This window comes from Corynebacterium sp. HMSC071F07 (genome assembly GCF_001810285.1).
GTDB lineage: Bacteria > Actinomycetota > Actinomycetes > Mycobacteriales > Mycobacteriaceae > Corynebacterium > Corynebacterium simulans.
The window spans coordinates 178,463-201,541 of record NZ_KV800714.1; the positions used below are offsets into that span (position 1 = coordinate 178,463).

General features: G+C 58.3%; 22 protein-coding genes. 12 read left to right on the top strand and 10 right to left on the bottom strand.

Going from position 1 to position 23,079, the window contains the following annotated elements; translation table 11 throughout:
* The first annotated feature begins 44 nt into the window (after window positions 1-44).
* Window positions 45-1,268 (top strand): amidohydrolase, encoded by a 1,224-nt coding sequence (locus HMPREF2724_RS09335; protein ID WP_070588317.1) that lies wholly within the window; start codon window positions 45-47, stop codon window positions 1,266-1,268.
* Here HMPREF2724_RS09335 and HMPREF2724_RS09340 read toward each other — a convergent pair.
* Both HMPREF2724_RS09340 and HMPREF2724_RS09345 read right to left on the bottom strand, forming a co-directional pair.
* The gene (locus HMPREF2724_RS09340) at window positions 1,265-2,185 is read right to left on the bottom strand and encodes a ribokinase (protein WP_061920878.1); all 921 of its coding nucleotides are present in this window, start codon (window positions 2,183-2,185) and stop codon (window positions 1,265-1,267) included. The two genes, HMPREF2724_RS09335 and HMPREF2724_RS09340, sit on opposite strands and share 4 nt — an antisense overlap.
* Window positions 2,186-2,456: 271 nt before the next feature.
* A complete protein-coding gene (locus tag HMPREF2724_RS09345; protein WP_070588319.1) occupies window positions 2,457-3,824 on the bottom strand; it encodes a hypothetical protein in 1,368 nt (455 codons plus the stop codon).
* Window positions 3,825-4,349: 525 nt separating this feature from the next.
* On the opposite strand from HMPREF2724_RS09345, the gene HMPREF2724_RS09350 reads away from it, so the two are divergent.
* Entirely contained in the window at window positions 4,350-4,901 is a 552-nt protein-coding gene (locus tag HMPREF2724_RS09350) for a hypothetical protein (protein ID WP_061920882.1), read from the top strand.
* 42 nt (window positions 4,902-4,943) lie between these two features.
* On the opposite strand, the gene HMPREF2724_RS09355 is transcribed toward HMPREF2724_RS09350, so the two are convergent.
* Window positions 4,944-6,914: a fructose-specific PTS transporter subunit EIIC gene (locus HMPREF2724_RS09355; protein ID WP_070588322.1), complete on the bottom strand. Its 1,971-nt coding sequence runs from the start codon at window positions 6,912-6,914 to the stop codon at window positions 4,944-4,946.
* A gap of 132 nt (window positions 6,915-7,046) precedes the next feature.
* On the opposite strand from HMPREF2724_RS09355, the gene HMPREF2724_RS09360 reads away from it, so the two are divergent.
* The 4 genes from HMPREF2724_RS09360 to HMPREF2724_RS09370 all read left to right on the top strand — a co-directional run bounded on the left by HMPREF2724_RS09360 (window position 7,047) and on the right by HMPREF2724_RS09370 (window position 8,492).
* Window positions 7,047-7,295 carry a hypothetical protein gene (locus HMPREF2724_RS09360; RefSeq protein WP_061920887.1) on the top strand — a complete coding sequence of 83 codons (249 nt, stop codon included), beginning with the start codon at window positions 7,047-7,049 and terminating at the stop codon, window positions 7,293-7,295.
* Between the two features lie 10 nt (window positions 7,296-7,305).
* The gene (locus HMPREF2724_RS13515; RefSeq protein ID WP_080970051.1) at window positions 7,306-7,521 is read left to right on the top strand and encodes an IS1096 element passenger TnpR family protein; all 216 of its coding nucleotides are present in this window, start codon (window positions 7,306-7,308) and stop codon (window positions 7,519-7,521) included.
* A 27-nt stretch (window positions 7,522-7,548) separates the two neighbouring features.
* Window positions 7,549-7,959, top strand: a complete 411-nt coding sequence (locus HMPREF2724_RS09365) for a hypothetical protein (RefSeq protein ID WP_223197716.1) — start codon at window positions 7,549-7,551, stop codon at window positions 7,957-7,959.
* A 62-nt stretch (window positions 7,960-8,021) separates the two neighbouring features.
* Window positions 8,022-8,492, top strand: a complete 471-nt coding sequence (locus HMPREF2724_RS09370; RefSeq protein ID WP_070432438.1) for a gluconokinase — start codon at window positions 8,022-8,024, stop codon at window positions 8,490-8,492.
* Window positions 8,493-8,542: 50 nt separating this feature from the next.
* Here the strand turns inward: HMPREF2724_RS09370 and HMPREF2724_RS09375 are convergent, their stop codons facing one another.
* Window positions 8,543-9,937 (bottom strand): GntP family permease, encoded by a 1,395-nt coding sequence (locus HMPREF2724_RS09375; protein WP_062044349.1) that lies wholly within the window; start codon window positions 9,935-9,937, stop codon window positions 8,543-8,545.
* Window positions 9,938-10,243: 306 nt separating this feature from the next.
* Here HMPREF2724_RS09375 and HMPREF2724_RS09380 point away from each other — a divergent pair, with 306 nt between their 5' ends.
* The 3 genes from HMPREF2724_RS09380 to HMPREF2724_RS13005 all read left to right on the top strand — a co-directional run bounded on the left by HMPREF2724_RS09380 (window position 10,244) and on the right by HMPREF2724_RS13005 (window position 15,200).
* Complete coding sequence (locus HMPREF2724_RS09380) at window positions 10,244-13,600, top strand: exonuclease domain-containing protein (RefSeq protein ID WP_070588324.1); 3,357 nt, start codon at window positions 10,244-10,246, stop codon at window positions 13,598-13,600.
* A gap of 143 nt (window positions 13,601-13,743) precedes the next feature.
* The gene (locus HMPREF2724_RS09385; RefSeq protein ID WP_061920892.1) at window positions 13,744-15,015 is read left to right on the top strand and encodes a Fic family protein; all 1,272 of its coding nucleotides are present in this window, start codon (window positions 13,744-13,746) and stop codon (window positions 15,013-15,015) included.
* Window positions 15,012-15,200 carry a hypothetical protein gene (locus tag HMPREF2724_RS13005; RefSeq protein WP_061920893.1) on the top strand — a complete coding sequence of 63 codons (189 nt, stop codon included), beginning with the start codon at window positions 15,012-15,014 and terminating at the stop codon, window positions 15,198-15,200. The genes HMPREF2724_RS09385 and HMPREF2724_RS13005 overlap by 4 nt, the downstream gene beginning before the upstream one ends.
* A 92-nt stretch (window positions 15,201-15,292) precedes the next feature.
* Here HMPREF2724_RS13005 and HMPREF2724_RS13010 read toward each other — a convergent pair whose 3' ends face one another.
* Entirely contained in the window at window positions 15,293-15,460 is a 168-nt protein-coding gene (locus tag HMPREF2724_RS13010) for a hypothetical protein (protein WP_201040651.1), read from the bottom strand.
* Window positions 15,461-15,616: 156 nt separating this feature from the next.
* On the opposite strand from HMPREF2724_RS13010, the gene HMPREF2724_RS09395 reads away from it, so the two are divergent.
* The 3 genes from HMPREF2724_RS09395 to HMPREF2724_RS09405 all read left to right on the top strand — a co-directional run bounded on the left by HMPREF2724_RS09395 (window position 15,617) and on the right by HMPREF2724_RS09405 (window position 19,119).
* Entirely contained in the window at window positions 15,617-16,456 is an 840-nt protein-coding gene (locus HMPREF2724_RS09395; RefSeq protein WP_061920895.1) for a PTS sugar transporter subunit IIAB, read from the top strand.
* A 9-nt stretch (window positions 16,457-16,465) separates the two neighbouring features.
* Entirely contained in the window at window positions 16,466-18,040 is a 1,575-nt protein-coding gene (locus tag HMPREF2724_RS09400; RefSeq protein ID WP_070455530.1) for a PTS ascorbate transporter subunit IIC, read from the top strand.
* A 104-nt stretch (window positions 18,041-18,144) separates the two neighbouring features.
* On the top strand, window positions 18,145-19,119 hold the full coding sequence (locus HMPREF2724_RS09405) for a nucleoside hydrolase (protein WP_061920899.1): 975 nt from the start codon (window positions 18,145-18,147) through the stop codon (window positions 19,117-19,119).
* Here HMPREF2724_RS09405 and HMPREF2724_RS09410 read toward each other — a convergent pair.
* The 5 genes from HMPREF2724_RS09410 to HMPREF2724_RS09430 all read right to left on the bottom strand — a co-directional run.
* Window positions 19,116-20,432: an amino acid permease gene (locus HMPREF2724_RS09410; RefSeq protein WP_061920901.1), complete on the bottom strand. Its 1,317-nt coding sequence runs from the start codon at window positions 20,430-20,432 to the stop codon at window positions 19,116-19,118. The genes HMPREF2724_RS09405 and HMPREF2724_RS09410 overlap by 4 nt on opposite strands.
* Window positions 20,433-20,447: 15 nt before the next feature.
* Complete coding sequence (locus HMPREF2724_RS09415; RefSeq protein WP_070588326.1) at window positions 20,448-21,725, bottom strand: arginine deiminase; 1,278 nt, start codon at window positions 21,723-21,725, stop codon at window positions 20,448-20,450.
* A gap of 160 nt (window positions 21,726-21,885) precedes the next feature.
* Window positions 21,886-22,191 carry a hypothetical protein gene (locus HMPREF2724_RS09420; protein WP_061920906.1) on the bottom strand — a complete coding sequence of 102 codons (306 nt, stop codon included), beginning with the start codon at window positions 22,189-22,191 and terminating at the stop codon, window positions 21,886-21,888.
* 11 nt (window positions 22,192-22,202) lie between these two features.
* On the bottom strand, window positions 22,203-22,430 hold the full coding sequence (locus HMPREF2724_RS09425; protein WP_061920908.1) for a hypothetical protein: 228 nt from the start codon (window positions 22,428-22,430) through the stop codon (window positions 22,203-22,205).
* 87 nt (window positions 22,431-22,517) lie between these two features.
* A partial coding sequence (locus HMPREF2724_RS09430) for a cation efflux transmembrane domain-containing protein (protein WP_070588328.1) occupies window positions 22,518-23,079 on the bottom strand: 562 nt, incomplete at its 5' end.

The following is a 23,079-nucleotide window of genomic DNA, read 5'->3' on the forward strand; positions in this document are numbered from 1 at the left end:
GCGTTCTCTGCAACCGGTGACCGGGCAGGCATAAGGTGAGATCTATGACGCAGCTGTTTGAATCTTTGGAAACGTATCTGGAAAAGACGAAGACGCAGCGTGAGGAGCTTTATAAGTGGTTCCACCAGCACCCGGAGCTCTCGCTGCAGGAAGCCGAAACCAAGGCACGGATTATCAAAGAGCTGGAGGCGCTTGGCGACGTCGAGGTAGTCGACGTCGGAGCCGGCGTCGTCGGAATCCTGCGCAACGGCGATGGCCAAACCGTGGCGATGCGTGCCGCTTTCGACGGCTTGCCAGTCAAGGAAGACTCCGGTGTTGAGTACGCCTCGACTGCCACTCAGGTCTCCGACAAGACTGGCCAGGAGGTGCCGGTCGGGCACATGTGCGGCCACGACATGCACACCACGTGGCTTTTGACCACCATCTCTTATCTGGCGGAAAACCGCGAGCAGTGGTCCGGCACTTTCGAGGCAGTCTTCCAGCCTGCCGAGGAGATTGCCGAGGGCGGCAAGGACATGGTTGCGGCGGGAATCACGGGCAAGATTCCGGTCCCCGATGTCATGTTGGGCCAGCACGTCATGGGCGCGCTGCCGCTGGGGCATGTTGCGACCAACGAGGGCATTAGCTTCTCCCAGGCTTCCACTGTGAAGGTAACTGTGCGCGGCGTCGGCTCGCATGGCTCCATGCCGGAGAAGGGCGTCGACCCAATCGTGCTTTCCTCCTCAATCATCATGCAGCTGCAGACAATTGTCTCCCGTGAGCTACCGGCCAGCGAGCGCGCGGTGGTCTCCGTGGGCACGATTCACGGCGGCACGAAGTCCAACGTGATTCCGGATAAAGTCGTGTTCGAGCTCAATACCCGCTGTTACTCGCAGGAAGTCGAAGACCACATTCATGCCTCGATCGAGCGCATCGTGAACAATCAGGCCGCCGCGGCGGGCGCGCCGGAGCCTTCCTTCGAATACTCCGATCGCTTCCCAGTGCTGGACAATGACCGCGATGTAACTGCCAAGGTCACCGAGTCTATGCAGACCTTGTTGGGGGAGGAGCGCACGGAGACCTTCGCGCCTCTCGTGGCCTCTGAGGATTTCCCGGATATCCCGAATGCCTTTGGCACACCGTATTGTTTCTGGGTCGTCGGCGGCTTCCCAACTCCGGAGAATGCACCGGGCAATCACTCTCCGCAGTTCGTCCCTGAGCTGCACCCCACCCTGGAAGCAGGTGCCGAGGCCACGGTTGCTGCGCTTTGCCCTTGGCTGGCGGTTTAAGGAAGCTGCGCTTTTAGATCCGGGTAGGAAGGCTGGGCGCCGCGGCCCAGCGCGGCGAAGGCGCCGACGCAGGCGGCGTGATGGGCGGCGTCGGTAAGCGTGGCCCCTTGTAGGAGCTTCGCCACGAGCGCGCCTGTGAACGCGTCGCCAGCGCCCGTTGTGTCCACCGCTTTGATCTGTGGGGTGGGAATCGGCGTGGTGCCCTCGGCATCCGCCACGATGGCCCCGTGCGGTCCAAGCGTTAACACCACCGCGGCAAAGCCTTCGGCGCGCAGGCATTCTACGAGTTCTTCTGGTTCATCGCCCGGCGTCTGCGCCCCCAGTTGCTTGAGCACCAACCCCGCCTCGTGTTCGTTAACCACGAGTGGGTCTGCCTGTAGGAGCGCCTGCTTATCGACGTCCACCACCGGCGCCAGGTTCACCACCACGCGGGCGCCTACCGCGCGTGCGAGTTCGACCGCCTTCTGGAATCCTGCGGCGGGAATCTCGCCCTGTAGCAGCACCAAGTCCGCCTTGTGCATTGCCCGCGCGTGCTGTTGAACGAACTCAGCGTCTACCCGCGCATTCGCGCCGGGGACCACGACGATGGTGTTCTCGCCATCGGCTGCGACCTCGATTACCGCAAGGCCCGTGGTGGTGGAATCGAGGTGTTCGACGTGGCTGAGATCGACGCCCGATGCTTCTAGCAGTTCCATGGCTGGGCCTGCGTACGCATCATCGCCGACTGCGCCCACGAATGAGACACTGGCGCCTTGGCGTGCCGCAGCTACCGCTTGGTTTGCGCCCTTGCCGCCGGCGAGGATGTCGCCGCCACCGCCTATCAATGTCTCGCCCGGGGTGGGGTGGCGTTCCACGCTAATCATCAAGTCGGCGTTGATCGAGCCGACGACTACGCATCGCGGCTGTTTTGTAGTCATGGAGTTTCCTTTGCGTTTGTGCCTTTGTGTGCTCCCTTGTGTGGTCCACTCTAAGAGTCCGCGTCCAGGCTTGGGGCGGCGCAAGGGTGCAATTTGCCAAATATTGGGGTGATTTCGGGAAGTTTTGGCGCCTTGTTTGGCAAATTGTGCTGGATTGACCCCGATGGGCGTGCGCAAAACTGGGAAAGCCGCTCCCTATCTTCCAGCCCCTGAGAAGGGAGCTGAAGGAAGATGTGGAGCGGCTTATCTAAGCAGCGGATGCTTGCAGGGCTTAGAAAGTGCCCTTAACCTGCTTGCCGAAGTCGTTGACGGTTGCCTTGCGGGAGTCAACGTTCTGGTCGTTAGCCTGGGAGTTGTCGCCTTCCAGACGGCCAATCTGGGTGACCTCGATGTAGTTGTGGATGCGGCCTTCCTTGGTGTCGCCATCGCCGAAGTCGAGGTTTGCAACGCGAACCTTCTCGCCAGCGTTGATTGGGTTAGCCAGGGTGACCTCGAAGGTGCGGGTGGAGGTCTTCTCGTTGAAGCCCAGGTCACGGATGTGAGCGCCGTTGGAAGAACGTGGGGTGATGAGGCGGTCAACGCCCTTCGGGCCCTTGTCGGTCTTCACGTCAACGCGGTACTGAACTGCAGGGAAGGTGCCGTAGTAACGGTCAGAGCCAACGTTTTCCAGCTGCAGAGCAACGGTGCCTGCGAAACCGGAGTGCTTAGCGCCGGAGGTGGTGAAGAAAGGCTTCAGGTCGAGCTTCTGCTTCTCGTCAGAGTTCTCGTCCTTCTTTACCTCTTCGAGCTTTGCCTTGTCAGCTTCCTCTTCCTTCTTAGCTTCAGCCTCGGAAACAGGTGCCTCGGTTACTGGAGCCTCATTGTCCTTGACAACCTCAGCGTCAGCCTTCGGATCCTTGTCCTCCTGCTTAACCTCTTCGGTGTTCTGTGCGTCCTTGTTAGGAGCGAAGGAGTCAGCGATGTCGTCGTACAGCTTGACGCGAACCTCGTTCTTGACTGGCTGCATTGCGGACCAAGCGGTCGGGGTGGACCAGGTGCCGTTGGTCTTGCAGTACTGCTGGGTGCCGGTCATGTTCAGAACGCGGAAGCCGTAAGTTGCTTCGCCGGTGTGGTTTGGCGGAACGTCGTAAGGTCCGATGGACTGGCCAGCCTCCCAGGACAGGGAGTAGGAAGCGGAAGCGCCGATCTTGGTAGCGATCTCGTGGGAGATGCCTGCGGAGCCCTTGGAGTTCTTGCCGGAGACGTCGCCGCCCAAGTTCATGGAGGTGGTGCTGGTGCGGTCGCCGTTGACCTCCAGCTGGATGGACTGAGACTTGGACAGATTCTGCTGCAGCGGAATGTCCTTCTTAGTCTGGTTGGTGGTGGAGATGGTGCCAGCTGGCATGAAGGTGTCAGTTGCCTTGTAGACAACGGTGCGGTGGTCTTCCCATGGGTTGCAGACCGGGCGTGGGTTAAGGACGTTAGCCTTCTTGTGATCTGAGCCGTGGGTGGTGTGGATGATTGGCAGCTTGGCGTTGATGGCCGGAGTCTCTGGGTAGGACTCGGTGATGGTTTCAGCGTTAGCTGCTGGCATCATGAGCGTGCTGCCGGCGATGGCAAGGCCGGCGAACAGGCCGGCGGAGCGACGACGGATAGACATGTTTAGTTCTCCTCGAACGACTGGAGGTGGACGTATTTTTGGCGAGTTACGCACGGCGAATACGTTGGCGGTGCGTGACGAAGACCTACGCTAGCGACTGTTTTTCAGTGACGCACGATAGAGATGTATTGACAATTAAAGATAGAAATTCACATAAGTGTCATGAACGCTGTAAACAGCTTCGGTGGAAAATTAACGCTGACTGGGAATTTTCCAAATTAGGACTACATCGTGCGAAAAGTGTTCTTGTCCGAACGATCACAAACTAAAGTATGATTACTTTCAGGGGTGATCCTTATGTGGAAAATGGCTAAATGGCGGTCCTCGAAAGGCGGAAAATCCGTTTTGCTGGCTCAGCCCCGCGCTTCAACTTGGGGTAGTCTGTGCGAATTAATGCCTGGGATGTATTGTCACGTGGCTTATAGCGCCCAGTGGTGAGGATAACACCATGCGGGCTTATGTGCTCGGCTAACAGCATTTGGAAACCAGACAACCTTAATAGTTCAAATGCCATAACCTGAAATCATGAGCGCCAAATCCCCAGAAAACCTCTTGCTTTATCTTTCTGAAGAGCAAGAACGGGCCATCGCCGAGCTATTCGACGACCTCGTTCGGCGTGGCCTGCCACGCCAGAATCAGCGCCCGCACATCACTATTACTTTCGCCCAATCCATGGCCCCCGAGGCAGTGGAACTGGCCGCTGAACTGCTTCCGCCGCTATTGCCAGCAACTTTTCAACGGGTGGGAACCGTAGTATTCGGAACGCGCTCGAAGCAATCAATCGCTTGGCTTCTGGAAACAACCGATGAGTTCGAAGCGGCCGCTCGGGAGATTAGCGCGGCCAATCCTGAATCACGAGGGGCCCGCTGGACCCCGCATATAACGATGGGACTTCGCATCCCGCGCGACGAGGTCGGCCGCTATATCGACGTCCTCGATGCCGCTACGAACGAGGCCACCCGCACCGCTGCACGCAGCGGCGGGCACTTGCTGAAGGAATTTACTGCGGCCCAAGCTGCGTACTGGCGGCCGGCGACTGAGGAATTGCGGGTGCTATGGGGAGATCGAGTAGCGTGACGAGCACCCGCTAAGCGGGGGATTTAGCGTTTAGTTCAAGAACTATTGCGCCGGGGTGGGAACAGCGACTGCATCGCCCACCAGGTCGATGACCTCTTCGCGAGTGCCCGCAGCACGCAGTTGTGCGCGGAAATCTTCCTTCATCAGGCGGCGGGCCAGCTTCGACAGAATCTTGAGGTGCTGATTGCCGGAGCCTTCCGGAACAGCGATCAGGAATACTAGGTCGGTTGCCTCCTCGCCCTCGGCCCACTGAATGCCGGGCTTGGGAAGACGGGCGAAAGCCAAGGTTGGGCGCGTGACCCCTGCAGTGTGGGCGTGCGGGATGGCAACGCCATTGCCGACGCCGGTGGAGTGTTGCTCTTCGCGGGCTAGTGCGGCGTCGACAAGCGCTTCGGCGTCGGAAGCGCGACCGGTGGCTGCGATGGAAGCGACGAGCTCGCGAATGATGTCCTCGCGGTTGGTACCACGCGTGGTCTCAAGCGCGACCGTATCGGGAAGAAGCAGGGCATCGCTATCGCTGGCGCCTTCAGTAGGAGTTGCTTCCGACGCCGCGGCACCCTTCTTGGCGGTGATACCGACGAGCAGGAGGATAAGCGCGGCGTCGACAAGAATGCCGGCCGCCAGGCCGATGATGAATCCGCCAACGTTGTCGACGGCGCCCAGCAGCGCCACGATCGGGCCGCCGTGCATGACGTGATCCTCGACGCCGAGCTGTCCCGCGATGGCGCCCGCGACGGCACCGCCGATGACGTTAGCCGGAATGACCTGCAGCGGACGAGCAGCGGCGAGCGGAATCGCGCCCTCGGTAATTCCGAACATACCCATGAAAAGGGCGGCGATACCGGAATCGCGCTCGGCCTTGTTGAACCAGCTGCGGCGAACCAAGGTGGCGACGCCGACGGCTAGCGGTGGCACGGCAATCGCCGTTGCCGCCATGCCCATCGGTGCCGCGTTGCCAGCCGCGATGAGGCCGCCGCCGAAGAGGAAGGCGGTCTTGTTGAAAGGCCCGCCCATGTCGAAGGCAATCATCGCGCCGATGACAGCGCCGAGTATGAGCACGGAGGAACCCTGCATGCCAGCGAGGTACTCCGTCATTGCCTCGAAGGCAGCGGCGACTGGATGACCGATGATGTAGATGAACGCCAGGCCCACGATAAGCGTGGTGAGAATCGGAATGACAATAATCGGCCAAATCGGCGCGACGTATTTGCCTACCGGAATCTTCTTGATGGCCAGGGCAACATAGCCGGACAAGATACCTGTGATGATGCCGCCAATGAATCCGGCACCCGCATCCGATCCGTAGAGCGAACCCGTCGTGGCGATAAGGCCGGTGATAAGTCCCGGTGCAAGGCCCGGCCTATCCGCAATGCCCACGGCGATGTAGCCGGACAAAATCGGCACCATCAAAGAAAACGCCAGGGCACCTAGCTGATTAATGGTGAACCAGAAGCTGCCTTCCGGAATGGCGATGCCCTCCGGGGTTGGCGTGCCGCCGATGGACAGCGCGACCGCGATGAGCAAACCGCCCGTGACTACGAAGGGGATCATGTGGCTCACGCCATTCATCAGGGATTTATACAGCGTCTGGCCAAAGCCGCGCAGACCCGAATCGGCAGTACCTTCTGTGCGGCCTCCCGCCGGGGTGGCGCTCTCGGCGGAGTCACGCCGGGCCTCAGCTGTAGTTAGCGCCGTTGCCTCCAGTGCACGGCCCAGTAGCTCCTCCGGGCGGCTAATGGTTTCGTCGACGCCGGTAGCTACGAGCCGCTTTCCGACGAAGCGGTCCTTAGCCACCACCGTATCCGCCGCGATGACAACGGCGTCTGCCGCATCGATGTCTGCCTGCGAAAACTTCCCCTCGACTCCGATGGAGCCGTGGGTTTCCACCTTAAGCTCGTAGCCCAGCTTCTGCGCCGCGGCCTCAAGGTTTTCCGCCGCCATGTAGGTATGTGCGATTCCCGTTGGGCAGGCCGTGATGGCAAGCAGCCTCGGCCTTGATTGCGATGTACTCATAACTGTGATCTAACAGGACGGGGAATCGGGAATCTAGCGGCGGTGGTGTTTGGCCTGAGAACCGAAGTGAGGGAAGAGGGAGCTGAATTGCGATAGTGTTTCGGATGTACGTGCTAATTGGAAAAGGGGAGAATGAAGATGATCAAAAAGGGTGACAGATTGGACTTGTCAGGCGTATTCGACGATGTAGGCATTACGCTAAAACGCACTGATGATAAAGATGTCGGCGAATATCAGTACTCAATTCCACTATCTTTCAGTGACGATCCAGCATCTATTGCTGGTGCTGTGGATGTGTCATCTTCCGGCGAAATCTTAGGAGTCGAGCTCGTGATGATTCAACAGGCTATAGCTAATCCGAAGCCTTCAAATCATGAGTAGCTAGTAACTTTTGGCCACACTGGAAGTCGGACAATTCCGAGTCACTCGCGAAATTGCTGTTGATGCAGGCATGACGTTGTCGGGCTTGAACGAGGTTTTGCAGGTGGCTTTTGCTTGGGAGGACTGCCATCGGGATCAGTTCACGCATCGAAATTGTGCTTTAAGGGATAGTTGGGTCCACCGCGTTGAAGCGCTGTTAATAACGTGTGGAAAAGCCACTTCGTGAGACTGATTAGCGTGGTAGGTTGCGTTTATGAATAAGTTCTCTCGTGTTTGTGCTCGTGCTTTGACAGTTGGGCTTTTGTCCCTTGGCGTGGTTAGTGGTGGTGGCGTGGGTGCGACTGCGCCAGAGGCTGCCGCGTTGACGCCGGAGGAGCAGCATCAGTTCCTAGTTGATCCGGTTGGGGCAGTCTTGTGGCAGGGAATCAAGGGTTCCTCTGATGCGCTGAACAGCAATCGCGGTGCGGCGATGGCAGCGTCGTTCTATTCGATGAATTCGCCGGCACCCGGTATCGGCTTGCCTGCCTTTGATCGTTGCGTGCAAGGCGTGGGTTCCTCCACCACGGTTCCCGGAGTCCGTTACGTGGTCGGCGGATTGTGCGCGATGTTGGACCCGGCCGCGCGAGCGGAGATTGAACGTATCAACTTCACCCCGCAGTACTAGGCTTGAAGGCTGTGAACTCTACTAAGGTGAACACGGAACTTGCCCATAAACACGTCATCGTGATGGGAGTGTCCAGCTGCGGGAAATCCACGGTGGGGCAGCTGCTGGGAGGCCAGGTTGGTCTCGCCTTTAGAGACGGCGACGACATGCATCCGGCCACCAACATCGAAAAGATGTCCGCGGGGCACGCGCTTAACGACGCCGACCGCTGGCCCTGGCTCGAAGCAATCGGGCAGTGGATGCAGGGGCAAACCGAAGGCGCCATCGTGGGATGCTCAGCGCTTAAGCGTTCGTACCGGGATCTGATTCGCACCCATGCGCCGGATACATTCTTCGTTCATCTGCACGGCAGCTACGAGCTTTTGCTGGAGCGCATGCAAAACCGTGCAGGCCACTTCATGCCGGTATCGCTTTTGCAATCGCAGTTCGAAACGCTTGAGCCGCTCGATGAGGATGAGCCGGGGATCGTGCTCGACGTAGCACAAAGCCCCGCAGAACTAGCTGCCGAAGCAGCGAGGTATCTGCGGGGCTAGATGCCCTAAACCGTTGTGGCTTGGCTTTCTTGGACTGAGGCTAACTGGGGCTAAAGCGCTGCAGTAATCCCAAAGATAATAAGCACGAAGACGAAGCCGACGAAGGAAACGAGTGCCTGGTTGAGGGTCCACGTGCGCAGCGTGGTTGCCACGTCCATGCCCATGAGGCGGCCGACCAACCAGAAGCCCGAGTCATTGACGTGGCTGCCAAAGACCGAACCCGCGGCGGTGGCAAGCACGATAAGAGCAAGCTGCACCGCAGAGTAGTCTGCTGCTTCCACAGCCGGGACCATGAGCGCTGCTGCAGTAGTAAGAGCCACGGTGGCAGAACCCTGCGCAAGACGTAGCGCGACCGCAATGAGGTAGCAGGCAAGAATGACAGGAATGCCGAGGCCTGCCATCGAATCAGCCAGAGCATCGCCGATTCCAGAAGTGCGTAGCACGCCGCCGAACATGCCGCCGGCACCGGTAATCAGCACCACTGAGCAAATCGGCCCCAGGGAAGACTCCATGGTCTTTTCGATCGCCGTCTTATCCATTCCGCGCTTGAATCCGAGCGCAATCATCGCGGCAATCGCCGTGATGAGCAGTGCGATGGGGGTCTGGCCTAGGAAGATGAAGAATTTCACCCAGGTGGCATCGCCCGAAATGTGACCGGCGGAGGAAAGCGCCGACAAGCCGGTGTTGCCAAAGATAAGGAGCATTGGGATAAGAAGAATTCCGATGACCGTCGCCGGTGAAGCTGGCTTTTCCGGAAGCTTTTCATCCGCCACGCGTTCGCCGGTCAAAATATCGCCGACAACGAAGGGGTACTTCTTGCCCAAGTGCAGGCCCAGGCGGTAGCCGGAGAGATACCACGTAGGAAGCGCGACCAGCAGGCCGAAGACCAAAATGAGACCGATGTCAGCGCCATAGAATTCGCTGGCAGCGACAGGACCCGGGTGGGGCGGAAGGTAGATGTGCATTACTGAGAACGCGCCGGCCGCGGGAATACCGTAGGCGAGAACCGGGCCGTTAAGACGCCGCGCCACTGCGAAGATCACCGGCAGCATCACGATTAAGCCAGCGTCGAAGAAGATGGGGAAACCCATAATGAGCGAGGCAACGCCTAGCGCAAACGGTGCTTTATCTTCGCCGAAGAGTTTAACCAGGGCGTCGGCAAGCGATTTAGCGCCACCGGAGGTTTCAACCAAGCGCCCGATCATGGCGCCCAAACCAACCAACAGCGCAACGGAACCAAGCGTTGAACCAAAGCCCTTGGTTAGCGTCGGTACTACGCCTTCAAGAGGGATACCGGCAATAAGCGCAGTCAGGGTAGAAACTATGGTCAACACGATGAATGCGTGAACCTTGAAGTAGATCACCATGACCAGAATCAAGGCAACCGCGGCAGCTGCTATCCCCAGCAGAGGGCCGGTTGTAAGCACCGGCTCCCAGGTTTCCATGACGTCCATGGAACTAATCCTTTCTTAAGTTACGGCCTTGCTGTCAAGCCGTAGTTGTGAGTCAGATTATCATCGGAAATAAGCGTGGATATAACCACTCAAATGTGACTTTCGTACCGTGCAGCTCAAATTGGAACCTAAGCGTCAGCGCTACCTCGAAGGAGGACGATGACGACGATTCCATTTATTTAGGACACCGATCTGGGCCAGGCCGACAGACTCGAGACATGTCGACACATATGATGTGGTGTGCAGCGCAATTGAGTAGCTCAACGCATTGATCCAACAAGCTAGAAGGAAGGCCCCATGGTTGCCCCTAAGCGATACGCCGTCGTTGACTTCGAGACCACAGGCTTTGGCTCGACTGATCGAGTCATCGAGATAGGTGTGGTTCTGTTGGACCACAACCGGGATGTGGAGTCAACGTGGGAGACCTTGGTGCAGCCGCAGCGGGATATTCCGAACTCATTCGTTCACCGCATCACACCGACTGACGTTGTGGATGCGCCCCTTTTCGGCGAAGTCGCAGGGGAATTCTTCGAACTTCTCAACGGGCGCACGGTGGTCGCACACAATGCGCCTTTCGAGGCGCGGTTCTTGAAGAGGGAGTTTTCTAGTTTAGGGGGGGCGTGGCCCAACTACGGGGCGTGGGTGGTTGATACCAAGCGGTTGTTCCAGCAGACGTATCCAGGCGAGGGTGCAACCCTTGAGCACGCCTTGGAAGTTGTTGGGATTACAAACGCCCGTCCGCACTCGGCACTGGCAGATGCACTGGCGACTGCAGAGCTGTTTGCCCGGCTGGTTAGCCAAGGTACTGATGTGGTGATAAGCAGCAGAGCAATTACCCTCCCACCGCAGGAGTTTCCTGCTCGCGGCGCGCTTCTACCTCGCACCGCGTTGGCAGAAGATTTGACGCACAAGCGTGGTGAATGGCTGGTCCGCCTGGCAGATACTGCAGCACCTGAAGGCTCCGGAGATGCGGAGAAGTACAAGAAACTGCTCGCGGCAGCGTTGGTAGATAAGGAACTTTCCAAGTCTGAAATTGTCCAGCTGCAGAACCAAGCGCAGCAGGAGGGGCTCACCAGCAATGACGTGATGAGTATTCATGAAGAATTCATCCGGCAGCTCGCCGTGGAGGTTTGGCTTGATGGTGAGGTGACAGAGGAAGAACGTGCCACGCTGCTGTTGCTCAACGAGCAGCTGGGGCTGCCTGCCGATACCGCCGAGGCACTCCTTGCGGCACCACAGCGAGGGGAAAATGAACTGGGTATCAGCCTGTCTGCTGGGGACAGAGTGACGTTTACGGGGCAGTTCGATCTTCCCCGAGAAGAATGGGAACGTCGCGCAATGGCAGTAGGGCTAAGTGTCGGCGGCGTGACGAAGAAGTCCGTGCTACTCGTTGCAGCGAACCCTGACTCCATGAGTGGAAAGGCGCGCAAGGCCAGGGAGTACGGCGTCCCAATTATTGGTGAGACGGCTTTTGCTCGTCTGTTGGGCAATATGTCTGGGGGCGGACAACTCGTGGAGCAGGACCTGTCGGCACAGCCTGCTGAACTTGAGCTGACAGAAACCTACGGGATCTTCCCGTGGAGCACTGGCGTTTCTGGCACAAGTGCGCACACTGGCACAAAGGCATTGGCGGTGGAGTGGTGCGCCAAGCACCCAAGACGGAAGCTTTTGGAGCTCTCACCCCAGTTGACGCCGTTTAGTGAGATCGAGGTGCAAAGTTCTTACAAGAGCGGGTACACACAGTGGTTTGCGCGGTTCCCGCAACCGCTGGAGGCAACCGTGGAGGACTTGCGTGATCTTCCAGGAGTAGGCGAACACAAGCTTGTGGCCATGGTGGAAGCCGTGGTTCTTGCAGCCAGTGACAGCGGAAATGCCGCGGTGATCGATAGCATTGGCGCAGCGGAGAACCCTTATGGTGACATCCCCTTGGGGAACAATCCTTTTAGCGATGATGACTCCGCGGGGCGTGCTGCTGAATTTTTGTGTCGAACGTCCGAAGAAATCCGTGCGTTGGACCAAGCCGCGTTGTACATCGGGTGGGCACAGCTAAATGGCGCGGTTGTAGAGGTTGCGTCGTTACCAAGTGCCGTCGCAGCCGAGGTCCCCATAATTACTGCACACCTTGAGCACCAATCCCCAGTGCGGGCTTTGTTCCAACGCGCCGTGGATGAGCTCGATCGAGCCATTGACGGTGATGAACGCAAACGCGGAATCGTTTGCAGCCGGTGGCTTGGTGGGGCGACGTTGGATTCCATCGGCACCGCGTTTGGTCTCACGCGCGAGAGGATCCGTCAGTTGGAGCGACAATTGGCGGAAGATTTTGAGAAGGATAGTGCTCTCTTTAAAGAAGTCGTGGCGGCTGTGGGTAAGGGTGCCCGTCCAATCTTGCCTGTGGATGAGCTCCGAAGGGAGCTACCTGATCTCGTACGAAAGCCAGCAGGGTTTGACGCAACGTTCGGTGAAATTTTCACGGGCATTGGCAAGCAATGGGAAGTTGTTAACGGCTGGTTGGTGTTCAATGGCTTCACTCAGGCCTTGTCAGAGAGGTTAACAACGCTGGCGGACGACCACGGTATTGTTCGGATTGATGAACTCGCCGTGGGCTTAGAAGTTACGCCGGAACGGCTGGAGCAGTACATCGTGACCAACGATGAACTTAAGGTCGCAGTCTTGGACAACTACGTGCTGACAAAGGTCGGCAGCTACCAAGACCGTGCTGTGAGCGTGCTTGCTATAAACGGTGAGCCGATGACTGCAGAGGCGATCATGGATACCCTCGGGGGCGGCAGCCCACGGTCTGCTTCTAATCAATTCTCCATTGACCCTCGTCTGACAAAAGTCTCTGCCGATCAATGGGCGCTGACGGAGTGGGGACACGAGGAATTCAAGAGTATTGCTAGCTGGATCTCTACGCGCCTGGCCGCTAGCACCCGAACTCATACGGTTGTCGATGCCGCAGGCTCCTCGCAGGAAGTCCCTGCGATTGCTTTGAATGAGCTGCTAGCGCAGGCAGAGAGATTGCGAATTTCAGAACTCTCGATCCGCCAATATGCGGCCAATGGAGATTTTGAGACTCGCGACGGCATGGTTATTGCACGAGTGGATGAGTCTGGAAACGTCATGGAGGGCGATATCGCAGATGCCCGCGATGCCTATCTCCGTGACGGCGAGTGGAACCTCTTGCTGACAGTTAACAAGGACCACCTGCGTGGCAGCGGCTTCGCTGTGCCCGCGCCCATTGCTGCGTACTACGGAGTAAAAGTGGGCGAGAGCTGTGCGCTGAGTAGCCGGTTAGGTGAGGAGTTTGTTCGTGTCAATCGTCTTAAGCAAGTCTCGTTGTCAACGATAAAGCGGTTCCTCGACGAGCTCGGTGTCCGCGAGGGCCAGCGGGTGTGGCTCAAGCTGGGCAAAGAAAGGACCTTTGATGTCTCGATCGCACCTGCTGTCCAGCATCATGAGGCTGGGTTGGCTCGCCTCTATGACTTCGTGGGACTTGACGGCACGCTGATGCAGCCTGGTGAATCGACGGAAGATTCGCTAGCTCGAGTTAACGAGATACTGGGACTGAGCCCGCAGGCGCCGCGCCGGCGAACGGTGGCGGTCTTCCGTCATCGCCACCAGGACGAGATCGCTGACCTTATTCAGGAGCTCTAGGGGATTTCATGGAGCAAGGGGGGGCTGAAATAACGCAGTCCCGTGCATTGCTTAAGATTAAAAAGGGCGAATTTTTCATTTTAGGCGAGTTTTTGGGGTAGATTAATTACAAAAATCGCGATTTTTAACGTTTAGGCGGTGTAATGCCTGTGGAAAAATACGAACCACTGAAAAAGGTGTTTTATCGTGCTACGAGCGGTGGCAGGGAGCTTGTTGCTGAGCAGCTCCGTGTGCGGCGTTCAAGTCCTGCTGCTTTTACCTGGCCCTATGAGGTGGGCAAGCACGGGCTTTTCTACGTTCACACCCGTGGTCTCGCAGAAAGGGTGGAGCGCGTCTGGCGCCAAGAGGTTCAGATTGCTGCGTTGTGGCAGAAGCTTCCAGTGACGGCTAGGGAACACTATTTTCACGAGCTGGTGGTCGATGAAATAAAGGCGACCAACGATATTGAGAACATTTCCTCCACCCGCAAAGAAGTCGCCGCTGCGGTTGAGGCTGAACGCAGCATGGGAAAGGCGTCGGAAGGCGCGCCAGTGCGACGATTCCGGGAAATGGTGCGGCAATACTTGGCCCTCCCCGGCGAATTTTTGGGGCGAGATGACCTTCCACCATTGGGTTTTCCCTCAAACCTGTCTGAGATTCGCTCGCTGTACGACTCCCTCGTCGGCGAAGAAGTAGACAAAGCCGATGTGCCCGATGGCGAGCTCTTCCGAACTGGTGATGTTTCGCTAAACGATGGAGTGCGTGAGCTTCATGCGGGCGCACGGGGCGAGTCCGCCATTCGGGCGCGCCTCGAGGTGATGCTCGATTCTGTTCATGAGTCTCGCGGGGTTCAGCTCTTCGCGGCCTTTGTGGAGCACTTCATGTTTGAACATACCCATCCGTTCTACGACGGCAACGGACGCATGGGGCGATTCCTCCTGAGCATTCGGCTATCACGGCTACTTTCTACCCCGACAGCGTTGTCGCTCTCGGCGGAAATCTTTAGGCAGAAGAGGCGCTACTACGATGCCTTCACTACGGCAGAAGACCCCATGAACTATGGTGAGCTGACTTTCTTTGTCGAGGATATGGCTGCGATGGTCAATGCTGCCCAGGCCCGTTTGTTGTCCTCCCTCGAGGAAAGAAGCGACCGACTGAATAGGCTGGAACAGAGCCTGCGTGCGCTAGAGAGCGAAGGAGCTGCAAGCGAGCTGGCATTGTCAATCGCATTCTTGCTTGGACAGGTCGCGCTTTTTGGTCCACGTGCTGGCCTGAGCTTGGACGAGGTAGCCGGCGTTGTCCGAGTGTCTAAGCAGACCGCGCGTAAAGGGATTGCCGAGCTCGAGAGCATGGGCTACGTCGAGTTCTTGTCGCGGCGCCCGCTCGTTACGGCACTTACCGCGCCGGGATTGACGTGGCTTGGGCTCGTAGAGTGACGAGCCCAGAAATCTTCGCTGCTGAGGTTGGTTACGCCCAAGGACTCGGCGGCTTCATCGAGGGTCTCGAAGATGTTGATGCCGTCGATGACAAGCTGGCCGTCGTCGTTGACCACAGCATCGACAACCCACTCTGGATCCACGGGATCGAGGAGGTCGCCGGCATCGCATGCCAATACATTTGATGTGCCAGCCACTCATCGCCTTGCGAGCGATCTGCAACCAATTCAGGCCAGTAATCGTGTGATGCACGGTCTGCGATGTGAATGTTGGTTGATCAGTCGGTGGGCGCGAAATTCGCGGCTTGGTTAATACGGCTAAAGCGCCAGAAGGCATCAGTGAGTTGTGTGCCGATGATGTGATTGGGAGCGTTTTTGAAAGCCACGGCGTAAAAACTTTCGGCCTGCTCTGCCTGAAGGTGTGCAGTTGCGAATGCGGCTTCCATTCTTGGTTGCGTGATAAAGGCAGCAACGAGTGTTGAGTGGCATGTGCCTAAATCTTCGTCAACGACTAGGTAAACGTTTGCATACCTGGTAATTACTTTAGCTAGGGCTGGTCATATCTTTCGTGGCCGGCAAAGAGTTAAGGTAGGAGGACACGTATGTCCATGCTGAATGCGTTACTCGCAGAAGGTGCAGTTGACCTGCACGGCCGCGCGAGTGACTGGCGTGAGGCTATTGAGTTGGCGGGCGGTTTGCTCGTTGCGGCGGGCAAGACGAGCCCGGCATACACCGAGGCGATGGTGCAGTCGGTGGAAGTAAATGGTCCATACATTGTGGTCGCACCGGGCTTTGCCTTTGCTCATGCGCGGCCGTCGGAAGCAGTGCGCGAAACGGCGTTGTCGTGGGTGCGCTTGGACACTCCAGTGGAGTTTGGCTCCAAGGCCAATGACCCCGTGACTCTTGTCGTAGCACTTGCAGCGAAGGATTCGTCCGAGCATCTGAAGGCTATGAAGGAGCTGGCCGGGCTGCTGGGGAAGAAGGACGTGCGTGCGCGTCTGGATTCTGTAGAAAGCGAAGCTGAGCTGCGCCAGGCGCTTGTGGATGTTGCGAACGGTGGGGCAGGAGCGGCGTCGGCAAGCGCGTCTCTTGCAGCTGATCACAGTGACGCGCGCGATGGCGCCGAGCACCAGACCGCGGCTGATTCGGTGGCCTCAAAGGGCAAAATCTACACCGTGTGCGGTAATGGCCTGGGCACGTCGTTGTTCCTGAAGAACACGCTGGAGCAGGTCCTTGATGAATGGGGCTGGGGCAAGTACCTCACCGTCGAGGCAACAGACACGATTTCGGCCAAGGGGCGTGCGAAGGAAGCTGATTTCCTGCTGACCTCCGGGGAGATCGCTGCAACGCTCGGCGATGTCGGAGTGCCCGTCCACGTCATCGAAGACTTTACGAACATGTCCGAAATCGATTCTGCTCTGCGCGAGCTTTACGACGTCTAAGGAGCACTCATGGATGTCCTATTGAACATTGCCAACTTCTTGGTCAATGAAATTCTCTCCGTGCCGGCGTTCCTAATCGGCATCATTACCGCGGTGGGTCTCGCCGCGATGGGCCGTGGCGTGGGCCAGGTCCTCGGCGGCGCTATCAAGGCAACGCTCGGCTTCTTGCTCGTGGGCGCGGGTGCCGGCTTGGTCACCGCCTCGCTGGAACCCCTCGGCGCCATGATCACCGGCGCCACCGGCGCGCAGGGCGTGGTGCCCACCAACGAGGCCATCGTGGGCATTGCCCAGGACCAGTTCGGTTCCCAAGTGGCGTGGATTATGATTCTGGGCTTCGTGGTCTCCTTGATCCTGGCCCGGTTTACCCCGATGAGCTATGTGTTCCTGACCGGCCACCACGTGCTGTTCATGGCCACCTTGCTGACCATGGTCCTTGCACCTGCTGGATACTCTTCCTGGATCGTGGTTGCCTTTGGCGCCGCGTTGCTGGGTATCTTGATGGTCTCCCTGCCTGCCATCGCACACCCGTGGACGCGCCGCATCACCGGCGACGACTCCATCGCAATTGGTCACTTCGGCACCGCCGGCTACCTCGCTGCCGGTGCCGTGGGCAAGGCAGTTGGCGGCAAGGGCGAGAAGATGTCCAAGTCCACGGAGGAGCTCAAGCTTCCCGAAGGCCTGCGCTTCCTGCGCGACTCTATGGTGGCTACCGCACTGTCCATGGCGCTCATGTACATCGTGCTCGCCGTCATGTTCATGGTGCGCGCTGGTACCGAGGAGGCCTTCACTGCATTCGAAGGCGGTGCCACCAACGTGGGTAACTACCTTATGCAGTCCTTTACCCAAGGCCTCCAATTCGGCGTGGCCGTGGCCGTGATCCTCTTCGGCGTGCGCACCATCCTGGGCGAGCTCGTCCCTGCATTCCAGGGCATCGCTGCCAAGGTCGTCCCCGGTGCCATCCCGGCTCTGGACGCGCCTATCGTCTTCCCGTATGCACAAAACGCCGTGCTGGTGGGCTTCATCTTCTCCTTCATCGGCGGCCTCATCGGCCTCGCTGTTCTGGCCGCATGGCTCGGCCCAACATTCGGCGTGGCGCTGATCCTGCCAGGCCTCGTGCCGCACTTCTTCACAGGTGGTGCAGCGGGCGTCTACGCCAACGCAACCGGCGGACGCCGCGGCGCCATCTTCGGTGCGTTTGTTAACGGCCTCATCATCACTTTCCTACCGGCCTTCCTCTTGGGCGTGCTCGGCTCCTTCGGCGATGCCAACACCACCTTTGGCGACGCCGACTTTGGCTGGTTCGGCCTGCTTTTGGGTTGGTCCTCCAAGGCCGGTGGAGCGTTGGGCCTCGTGCTCATCGCTGTACTTGGCTTGGTCGTCTTGGCCCTGGGCTGGTTCTCTCAGCGCAAGCTTGTGGCCACCAACTGGGACCCCACTCCGTGGCGTGAGCAGCCGGGCGCTGCCACCCCAAAGGCTGAGGAATCTGGCGTTAAGCCGCTTGCCGCTGGCCAGACCGCAGCTTCGAAGAAGTACCCCAAGGTGCTTCCTCCGAAGGGTGCTCCGGTTCCGCCTTCTCGGGGCTAACCTCCAAAGCGCGCAAGGTTCTCCTTGCGCGCTTTTTTGCGCGCCCGTGCACAGGATAAATTGGAGGCCTAACTAGCCGATGTCCACACTGCTTAAGGAAGATAATGTCTACTGTTCCTTTCATTCTCGATACCGATACCGCCCAAGACGATTGCGTAGCAATCTTGGTTGGATTGTTGGACAAGCGCGCGGATTTCCGTGCCATCACGATGGTGGCTGGCAACGTGGGCTTTGAGCAGCAGATTAAGAATGCGCACATGACCTTGAATGCGGCGGGCAAGCTGGGCGAGGTGCCTATCTATGCCGGTTGCTCGCAGCCGATGCTGCAGGAGTGGGCCTCGGCAGAAGACGTGCACGGTGACGGTTCGGGAGGCCTCAGCATGGACTACTCGGGCTGCGAGGTAGAAAAAGAGCATGCTGTCGACGCCCTGTTGCGTATCACCGCGGAGAACCCAGGCGAGGTGTCCGTGGTGGCAATCGGGCCGCTGACGAATATCGCAACGGCAGTGGTCAAAGACCGCAACTTTGTGAAGAACGTGAAGTCGCTCTACATCATGGGCGGTTCCAACAATGGCCGTGGAAACATTACGCCGGCCGCGGAGTTTAACTTTTACGTCGACCCGGAAGCGGCGCAGATTGTCTTCAGCGCCGGCTTCGCGGACATCGTCGTGATGCCATGGGATCCAGTGACCTTCAATGACGCCACCATGCCGCGTGCAGAGTATGACCAAAAGGTCGCGGTGGGTACCCCGATTGCCAAGTTTTTCAAGGCCATGTGCGATACCACCTTGGACTTCGATGAAGCCGCCGGTATTGGCGGTTCCACCCACCCGGATTCGATGACGCTAGCAACGCTGTTGCACCCAGAACTCATCCAAGAATCCGGGCGCTACAAGGTAGACGTGGTCACGGGCAACGGGATTACGCGAGGCTATGCGGCAATGGCGTGGGAGACCTTTGGCTTGGAAGCTAACGCGACGGTCATCGAAAAGGCGGACCGCGAAAGCTTCTTTGGCTTGCTTGACGACGTCCTGGAAACCCAGACCAACCCAAACCGTCCGATTCAGAAAGCGGACTAGAACAGGTCCCAGATGGTGACTGCCAGAATCACCGAACCAAAGAAGAACACAAAGTAGTTCCACGGGTCATGGCGGTAGGCCTTGTACTCCTTGACCCGGTGGAACATGTAGACCGGAAGCAGGAAGATAAGCACCGCATCGAAGACGCCACCCACCAAGTAGATGAGGTTGAGAATTGGCGGATTGAACACCGAGACCAGCGTGCCGGTGACAAAGATGAACGTGTAGACGATGGTGAGCAATCCGCGGCGGTTCAGACGGTTCGCAGTGCGTGGCGCGATGAGGCGCACCATGTAAGAGGTGCCCTCCTCAGCGCCGAGCATGGTGCCGAAGTAAGAGGTAATAATCGCGAAGATAACGACCATCGGGGCCAGCCAGGCAAGCAGCGGTACGCCGGTGACGTTGGCGAAGTAGGACAGCACGGGCAGGTTCTGCTCCGTTGCTTCCTTCATGCCATCGGCGCCCAAGGCCAACACGCAGGACCAGACAAAGAACATCGTGAAGATGACCAGCAGAGCGGCGGTGTAGAGCTCGATGCGGGTAACGCGCTTTTCCGTCTTCTCGCCGTAGGTTGGCTGCATATCCACGGAGAATTGGGAAAGGCCGGCCATGTGCGAGAAAGAAAAGGCAAGAACCGGCAGAATCAGCACCGAGCCCAGCAGAATATAAGGCCAGCTGCCATCTTGATATTCCACTTCCATGAAGGAACGCAGGTCCCACTGCGGGATCAGATAAATCGAGGTAGCAGCCAAAGAGATGATGAGCGGATAGACCAGTGCCTGCGCCAGCCACAGCATGGGCTTGCGGCCGATGGCGAAGATGCCGGTCAGGATGCCCACGCACAGGACCGAAAGAACCCAGCGGTTAATGGATGGTCCGTGGAGCTGATTGACAATGAAGCTGTCGATGGCGTTGGTCAACGAGATGGCGTAGATGAACACCGTGGGGATGTTCGCCAGCGAGTACATCAATGCCACGAAGAGGCCGGTATGCCGGCCCAAGTACTTGCGTACCAGCTCGAGGACGTCAAGCCCGTGGTCTTTGACCGGAGCGCCCGAGACGATGCGCGCGTAGGTGCGGTGGGAGAAATAGACCACTGGGAAGATGATGGCCGTAGCAAAGGCCAGCGGCCAGAAGCCAAAGGTGCCCGCCTGTAGCGGAAGGAAGAGGATACCTGCGCCCATCGCGGTGCCGAAGAGCGCGAGCACCCAGCCCAGCGCAGTACCTTCGGTCTTCTTTCCCTCGCGACCTACTGGGGAGGCAGTAGATGCGGTCTCGTCCGCGGCGGGCGCGGCAGTGTCAAAAGTTGTCATCGGCTAGTTCTCCCCTTAGTAGTCCACTGCATCGCGCACGATAGGGCAGGTCATGCAGTGTCCGCCACCGCGACCACGGCCCAGTTCGGCGGAGCCGATCTCGATGACTTCGACGCCGGCGTCGCGAAGCTTGGCATTGGTGTGTTTGTTGCGATCGTAAGCCACGACCACTCCGGGCTCCAAGGCAACCACGTTGTTGGCGTCATCCCACTGCTCACGCGCCGCGGCATAGGAATTGCCGCCAGTTTCTACGACGTGGAGCTTATCCAGGCCGAGCGCTTCCTCGACCACCGTGACGAAGTGCTTGTCTGGGCTTTCGAGTTCCAGCTTCTTCTGATCATCTGCAGGGCGCAGGATAAGCGGACGGATGGTATCCACCACGCGCGGATAGGCGGTGGCCTTGTCGGCGTCGAGGAAGGTGAACACGGTATCCAGGTGCATCGAGGCGCGATCTGGGGCCATGGCTGCGATGATGACCTTTTCTGCTGCACCCGCATTGAACAGGTTGCTGGCCAAGCGGCTCACACCCTGCCAAGTAGTGCGCTCGCCCATGCCCACTAGGACTGCACCATTGCCCACCGGCATGATGTCGCCGCCTTCGAGGGCGGCAAGGCCTGGGTCCTCGTCCGTGTCGCCGTACCAGAACTCAAAGGATGCGTTGGCAAAGCGCGGATGGTAGCGGTAGATAGCACGCGTGAGCATCGTCTCCTGGTGGCGGGCAGGAAGGCGCATCGGATTCAGCGAGACACCGCCGTAAATCCAGGCGGAGTTATCGCGGGAGAACTGGCTATTGGGCAGAGGACGCAGCGCGAACTCATCGGGAGCGTACACGTTGCGCATGGTGTCAATGACGCCGTGGCCGAGGCCTTTGGGGATTTCGTTGAAAGGCACTCCGCCGATGAGAAGTTCGGCCAGAGTCTTGTTGTCCAGCCCGCTAAACCACTCGCGCAATTCGCTGCCCACGCCCACGCCGACGTTCTTATCCAGTAGCTTGTTGCCGAGGATGAACTCGCGGCCTTCCTTGGTCGCCAGCGTTTCTTCTAGCAGGATGCGCATGTGCAACACCTCGACGCCGCGCTCTTCCATGCGGGCGACGAACTCATCGTGGTGGCGTTGCGCTTCCTCGACCCACAGGACGTCGTCGAAAAGCAGCTCCTTGCAGTTGTTTGGAGTGAGCCTCTCGTGTGCCAAGCCGGGGCGGCAGACCATTACCTGGCGGAGTTTGCCTACCTCTGACCAAGCGCCGAGTTGCTGTCCGTCTTTGTTACCGGAGGTTTCAACAGAATCCATCATGTAAATCTGTGCCTTCCTTTTTCAAGTATTTGGTGCTGGAGGCAACAGTAACTAAACCCTTATGAGTTATGGGTCACATAATGAAATGAATAGTAATTTGAATCATACATATCATTCATGCTGCTGGTAGTGAATAAGATTTGCATAATTCGCAAAAGATTCAGGAATCTCGTGTTGCACCCGTCTGGGGGTGGGACTCGTCGTAGGAGGCGGGGAGAAGCGCAACGACGATAATCGTCGCGATGACGACGGCGCAGAAAACCAAAACCCACGGCCAAAACTTGATGAAGATGCTGATACCTACCAATGCGCACAGCACGGCCAACAGATAGGTGGTGCCGCGTCCGGCCTCTTGCTCCTCCCGCTTGGCGGTCTCCAAAGCCTTTGCCATGCGTGCCGATTCGCGGGCTTTTTCCGCGAAGGCGTTGCTGCGGTATCGGTTGGGAATGTCCATCGTGGTCACCACGGCATTCTCACCTAAACCAAAGCGGCAGCCATCAGCGCCATGTAGACCAGCAGGGCCCCAGACAGGATGCCTAGGAACACGGTATCGAAGTCGCGTTCCTGCTTGCGTGCCTTAGACAAGGCTTCACGCTCGAGCTTGGCGACGCGCGCCATTGCCTTCTTGTTGGACTGAATCCGGGAGCGTTCCTGTGCGATGCGTTCAGGCATTAGAGCTGGCATCTGCGTGGTCTGGGACTGCATGAGAGATCTAGGTTCCTTCCTTATCGAGGTCAGCGATTCTGATAAGGAGTATGCGGTAAAAGTCCCAAGTGCCCTCTGAAATGGGGATTATTCCTCTAGCTCTAGTTCTGGGTCTTCTGCCTGGGCGGCTTCTAGAACTTCCTTCGCAGCGCTCAAGTTGATAGCGCCTACTACAATGCCGACAGCGATGTCCGGCCACGGGCTAAACCACCAGATGGTGATAACGCCAGCCAGCAGGATAAGAAGATTGGCCGCTACGTCGTTACGGGCCGCCAGCCAGGCGCCCTTGGTCAGCGCGCTTCCATGCTTGCGCAGGCTAAGTAGCAATACCGCGCAAAGTAGGTTGATGAGCATAGCAAATACCGCGGTACCGGAAAGCAGGAAGGCTTCTGGCGGAGTGCCGCTAATCATCTTCCAGATTGCAGTGGCAAAGGCCGCGATTGCCGGAATGAGGATAAGTCCCGCAAGCCCGTAACTTGCTTTCCGACGCCCCGCTACCGACCATCCAAGCGCCGCCAAGACGAGTGTGTTGATGAGGAAGTCTTCGAGGAAATCCGCGGCGTCGGCCAGCAGCGAAGCTGACCCGATGTGCCAGGCCATGGCCACTTCAACGAAAAAGCCAAACAGGTTCAATGCTGCAACCCCCGCC

Coding starts and splice junctions, on each gene's coding strand:
- HMPREF2724_RS13010 (WP_201040651.1), bottom strand. CDS start 15,460: ATGGAAGCCGCATTCGCAACTGCACACCTTCAGGCAGAGCAGGCCGAA.
- HMPREF2724_RS09410 (WP_061920901.1), bottom strand. CDS start 20,432: ATGACAACTTTTGACACTGCCGCGCCCGCCGCGGACGAGACCGCATCT.
- HMPREF2724_RS09375 (WP_062044349.1), bottom strand. CDS start 9,937: ATGGAAACCTGGGAGCCGGTGCTTACAACCGGCCCTCTGCTGGGGATA.
- HMPREF2724_RS09360 (WP_061920887.1), top strand. CDS start 7,047: ATGAAGATGATCAAAAAGGGTGACAGATTGGACTTGTCAGGCGTATTC.
- HMPREF2724_RS09335 (WP_070588317.1), top strand. CDS start 45: ATGACGCAGCTGTTTGAATCTTTGGAAACGTATCTGGAAAAGACGAAG.
- HMPREF2724_RS09385 (WP_061920892.1), top strand. CDS start 13,744: ATGCCTGTGGAAAAATACGAACCACTGAAAAAGGTGTTTTATCGTGCT.
- HMPREF2724_RS09340 (WP_061920878.1), bottom strand. CDS start 2,185: ATGACTACAAAACAGCCGCGATGCGTAGTCGTCGGCTCGATCAACGCC.
- HMPREF2724_RS09345 (WP_070588319.1), bottom strand. CDS start 3,824: ATGTCTATCCGTCGTCGCTCCGCCGGCCTGTTCGCCGGCCTTGCCATC.
- HMPREF2724_RS09355 (WP_070588322.1), bottom strand. CDS start 6,914: ATGAGTACATCGCAATCAAGGCCGAGGCTGCTTGCCATCACGGCCTGC.
- HMPREF2724_RS09380 (WP_070588324.1), top strand. CDS start 10,244: ATGGTTGCCCCTAAGCGATACGCCGTCGTTGACTTCGAGACCACAGGC.
- HMPREF2724_RS09400 (WP_070455530.1), top strand. CDS start 16,466: ATGGATGTCCTATTGAACATTGCCAACTTCTTGGTCAATGAAATTCTC.
- HMPREF2724_RS09425 (WP_061920908.1), bottom strand. CDS start 22,430: ATGCAGTCCCAGACCACGCAGATGCCAGCTCTAATGCCTGAACGCATC.
- HMPREF2724_RS09405 (WP_061920899.1), top strand. CDS start 18,145: ATGTCTACTGTTCCTTTCATTCTCGATACCGATACCGCCCAAGACGAT.
- HMPREF2724_RS09370 (WP_070432438.1), top strand. CDS start 8,022: ATGGGAGTGTCCAGCTGCGGGAAATCCACGGTGGGGCAGCTGCTGGGA.
- HMPREF2724_RS09395 (WP_061920895.1), top strand. CDS start 15,617: ATGTCCATGCTGAATGCGTTACTCGCAGAAGGTGCAGTTGACCTGCAC.
- HMPREF2724_RS09350 (WP_061920882.1), top strand. CDS start 4,350: ATGAGCGCCAAATCCCCAGAAAACCTCTTGCTTTATCTTTCTGAAGAG.
- HMPREF2724_RS09365 (WP_223197716.1), top strand. CDS start 7,549: ATGAATAAGTTCTCTCGTGTTTGTGCTCGTGCTTTGACAGTTGGGCTT.
- HMPREF2724_RS09415 (WP_070588326.1), bottom strand. CDS start 21,725: ATGATGGATTCTGTTGAAACCTCCGGTAACAAAGACGGACAGCAACTC.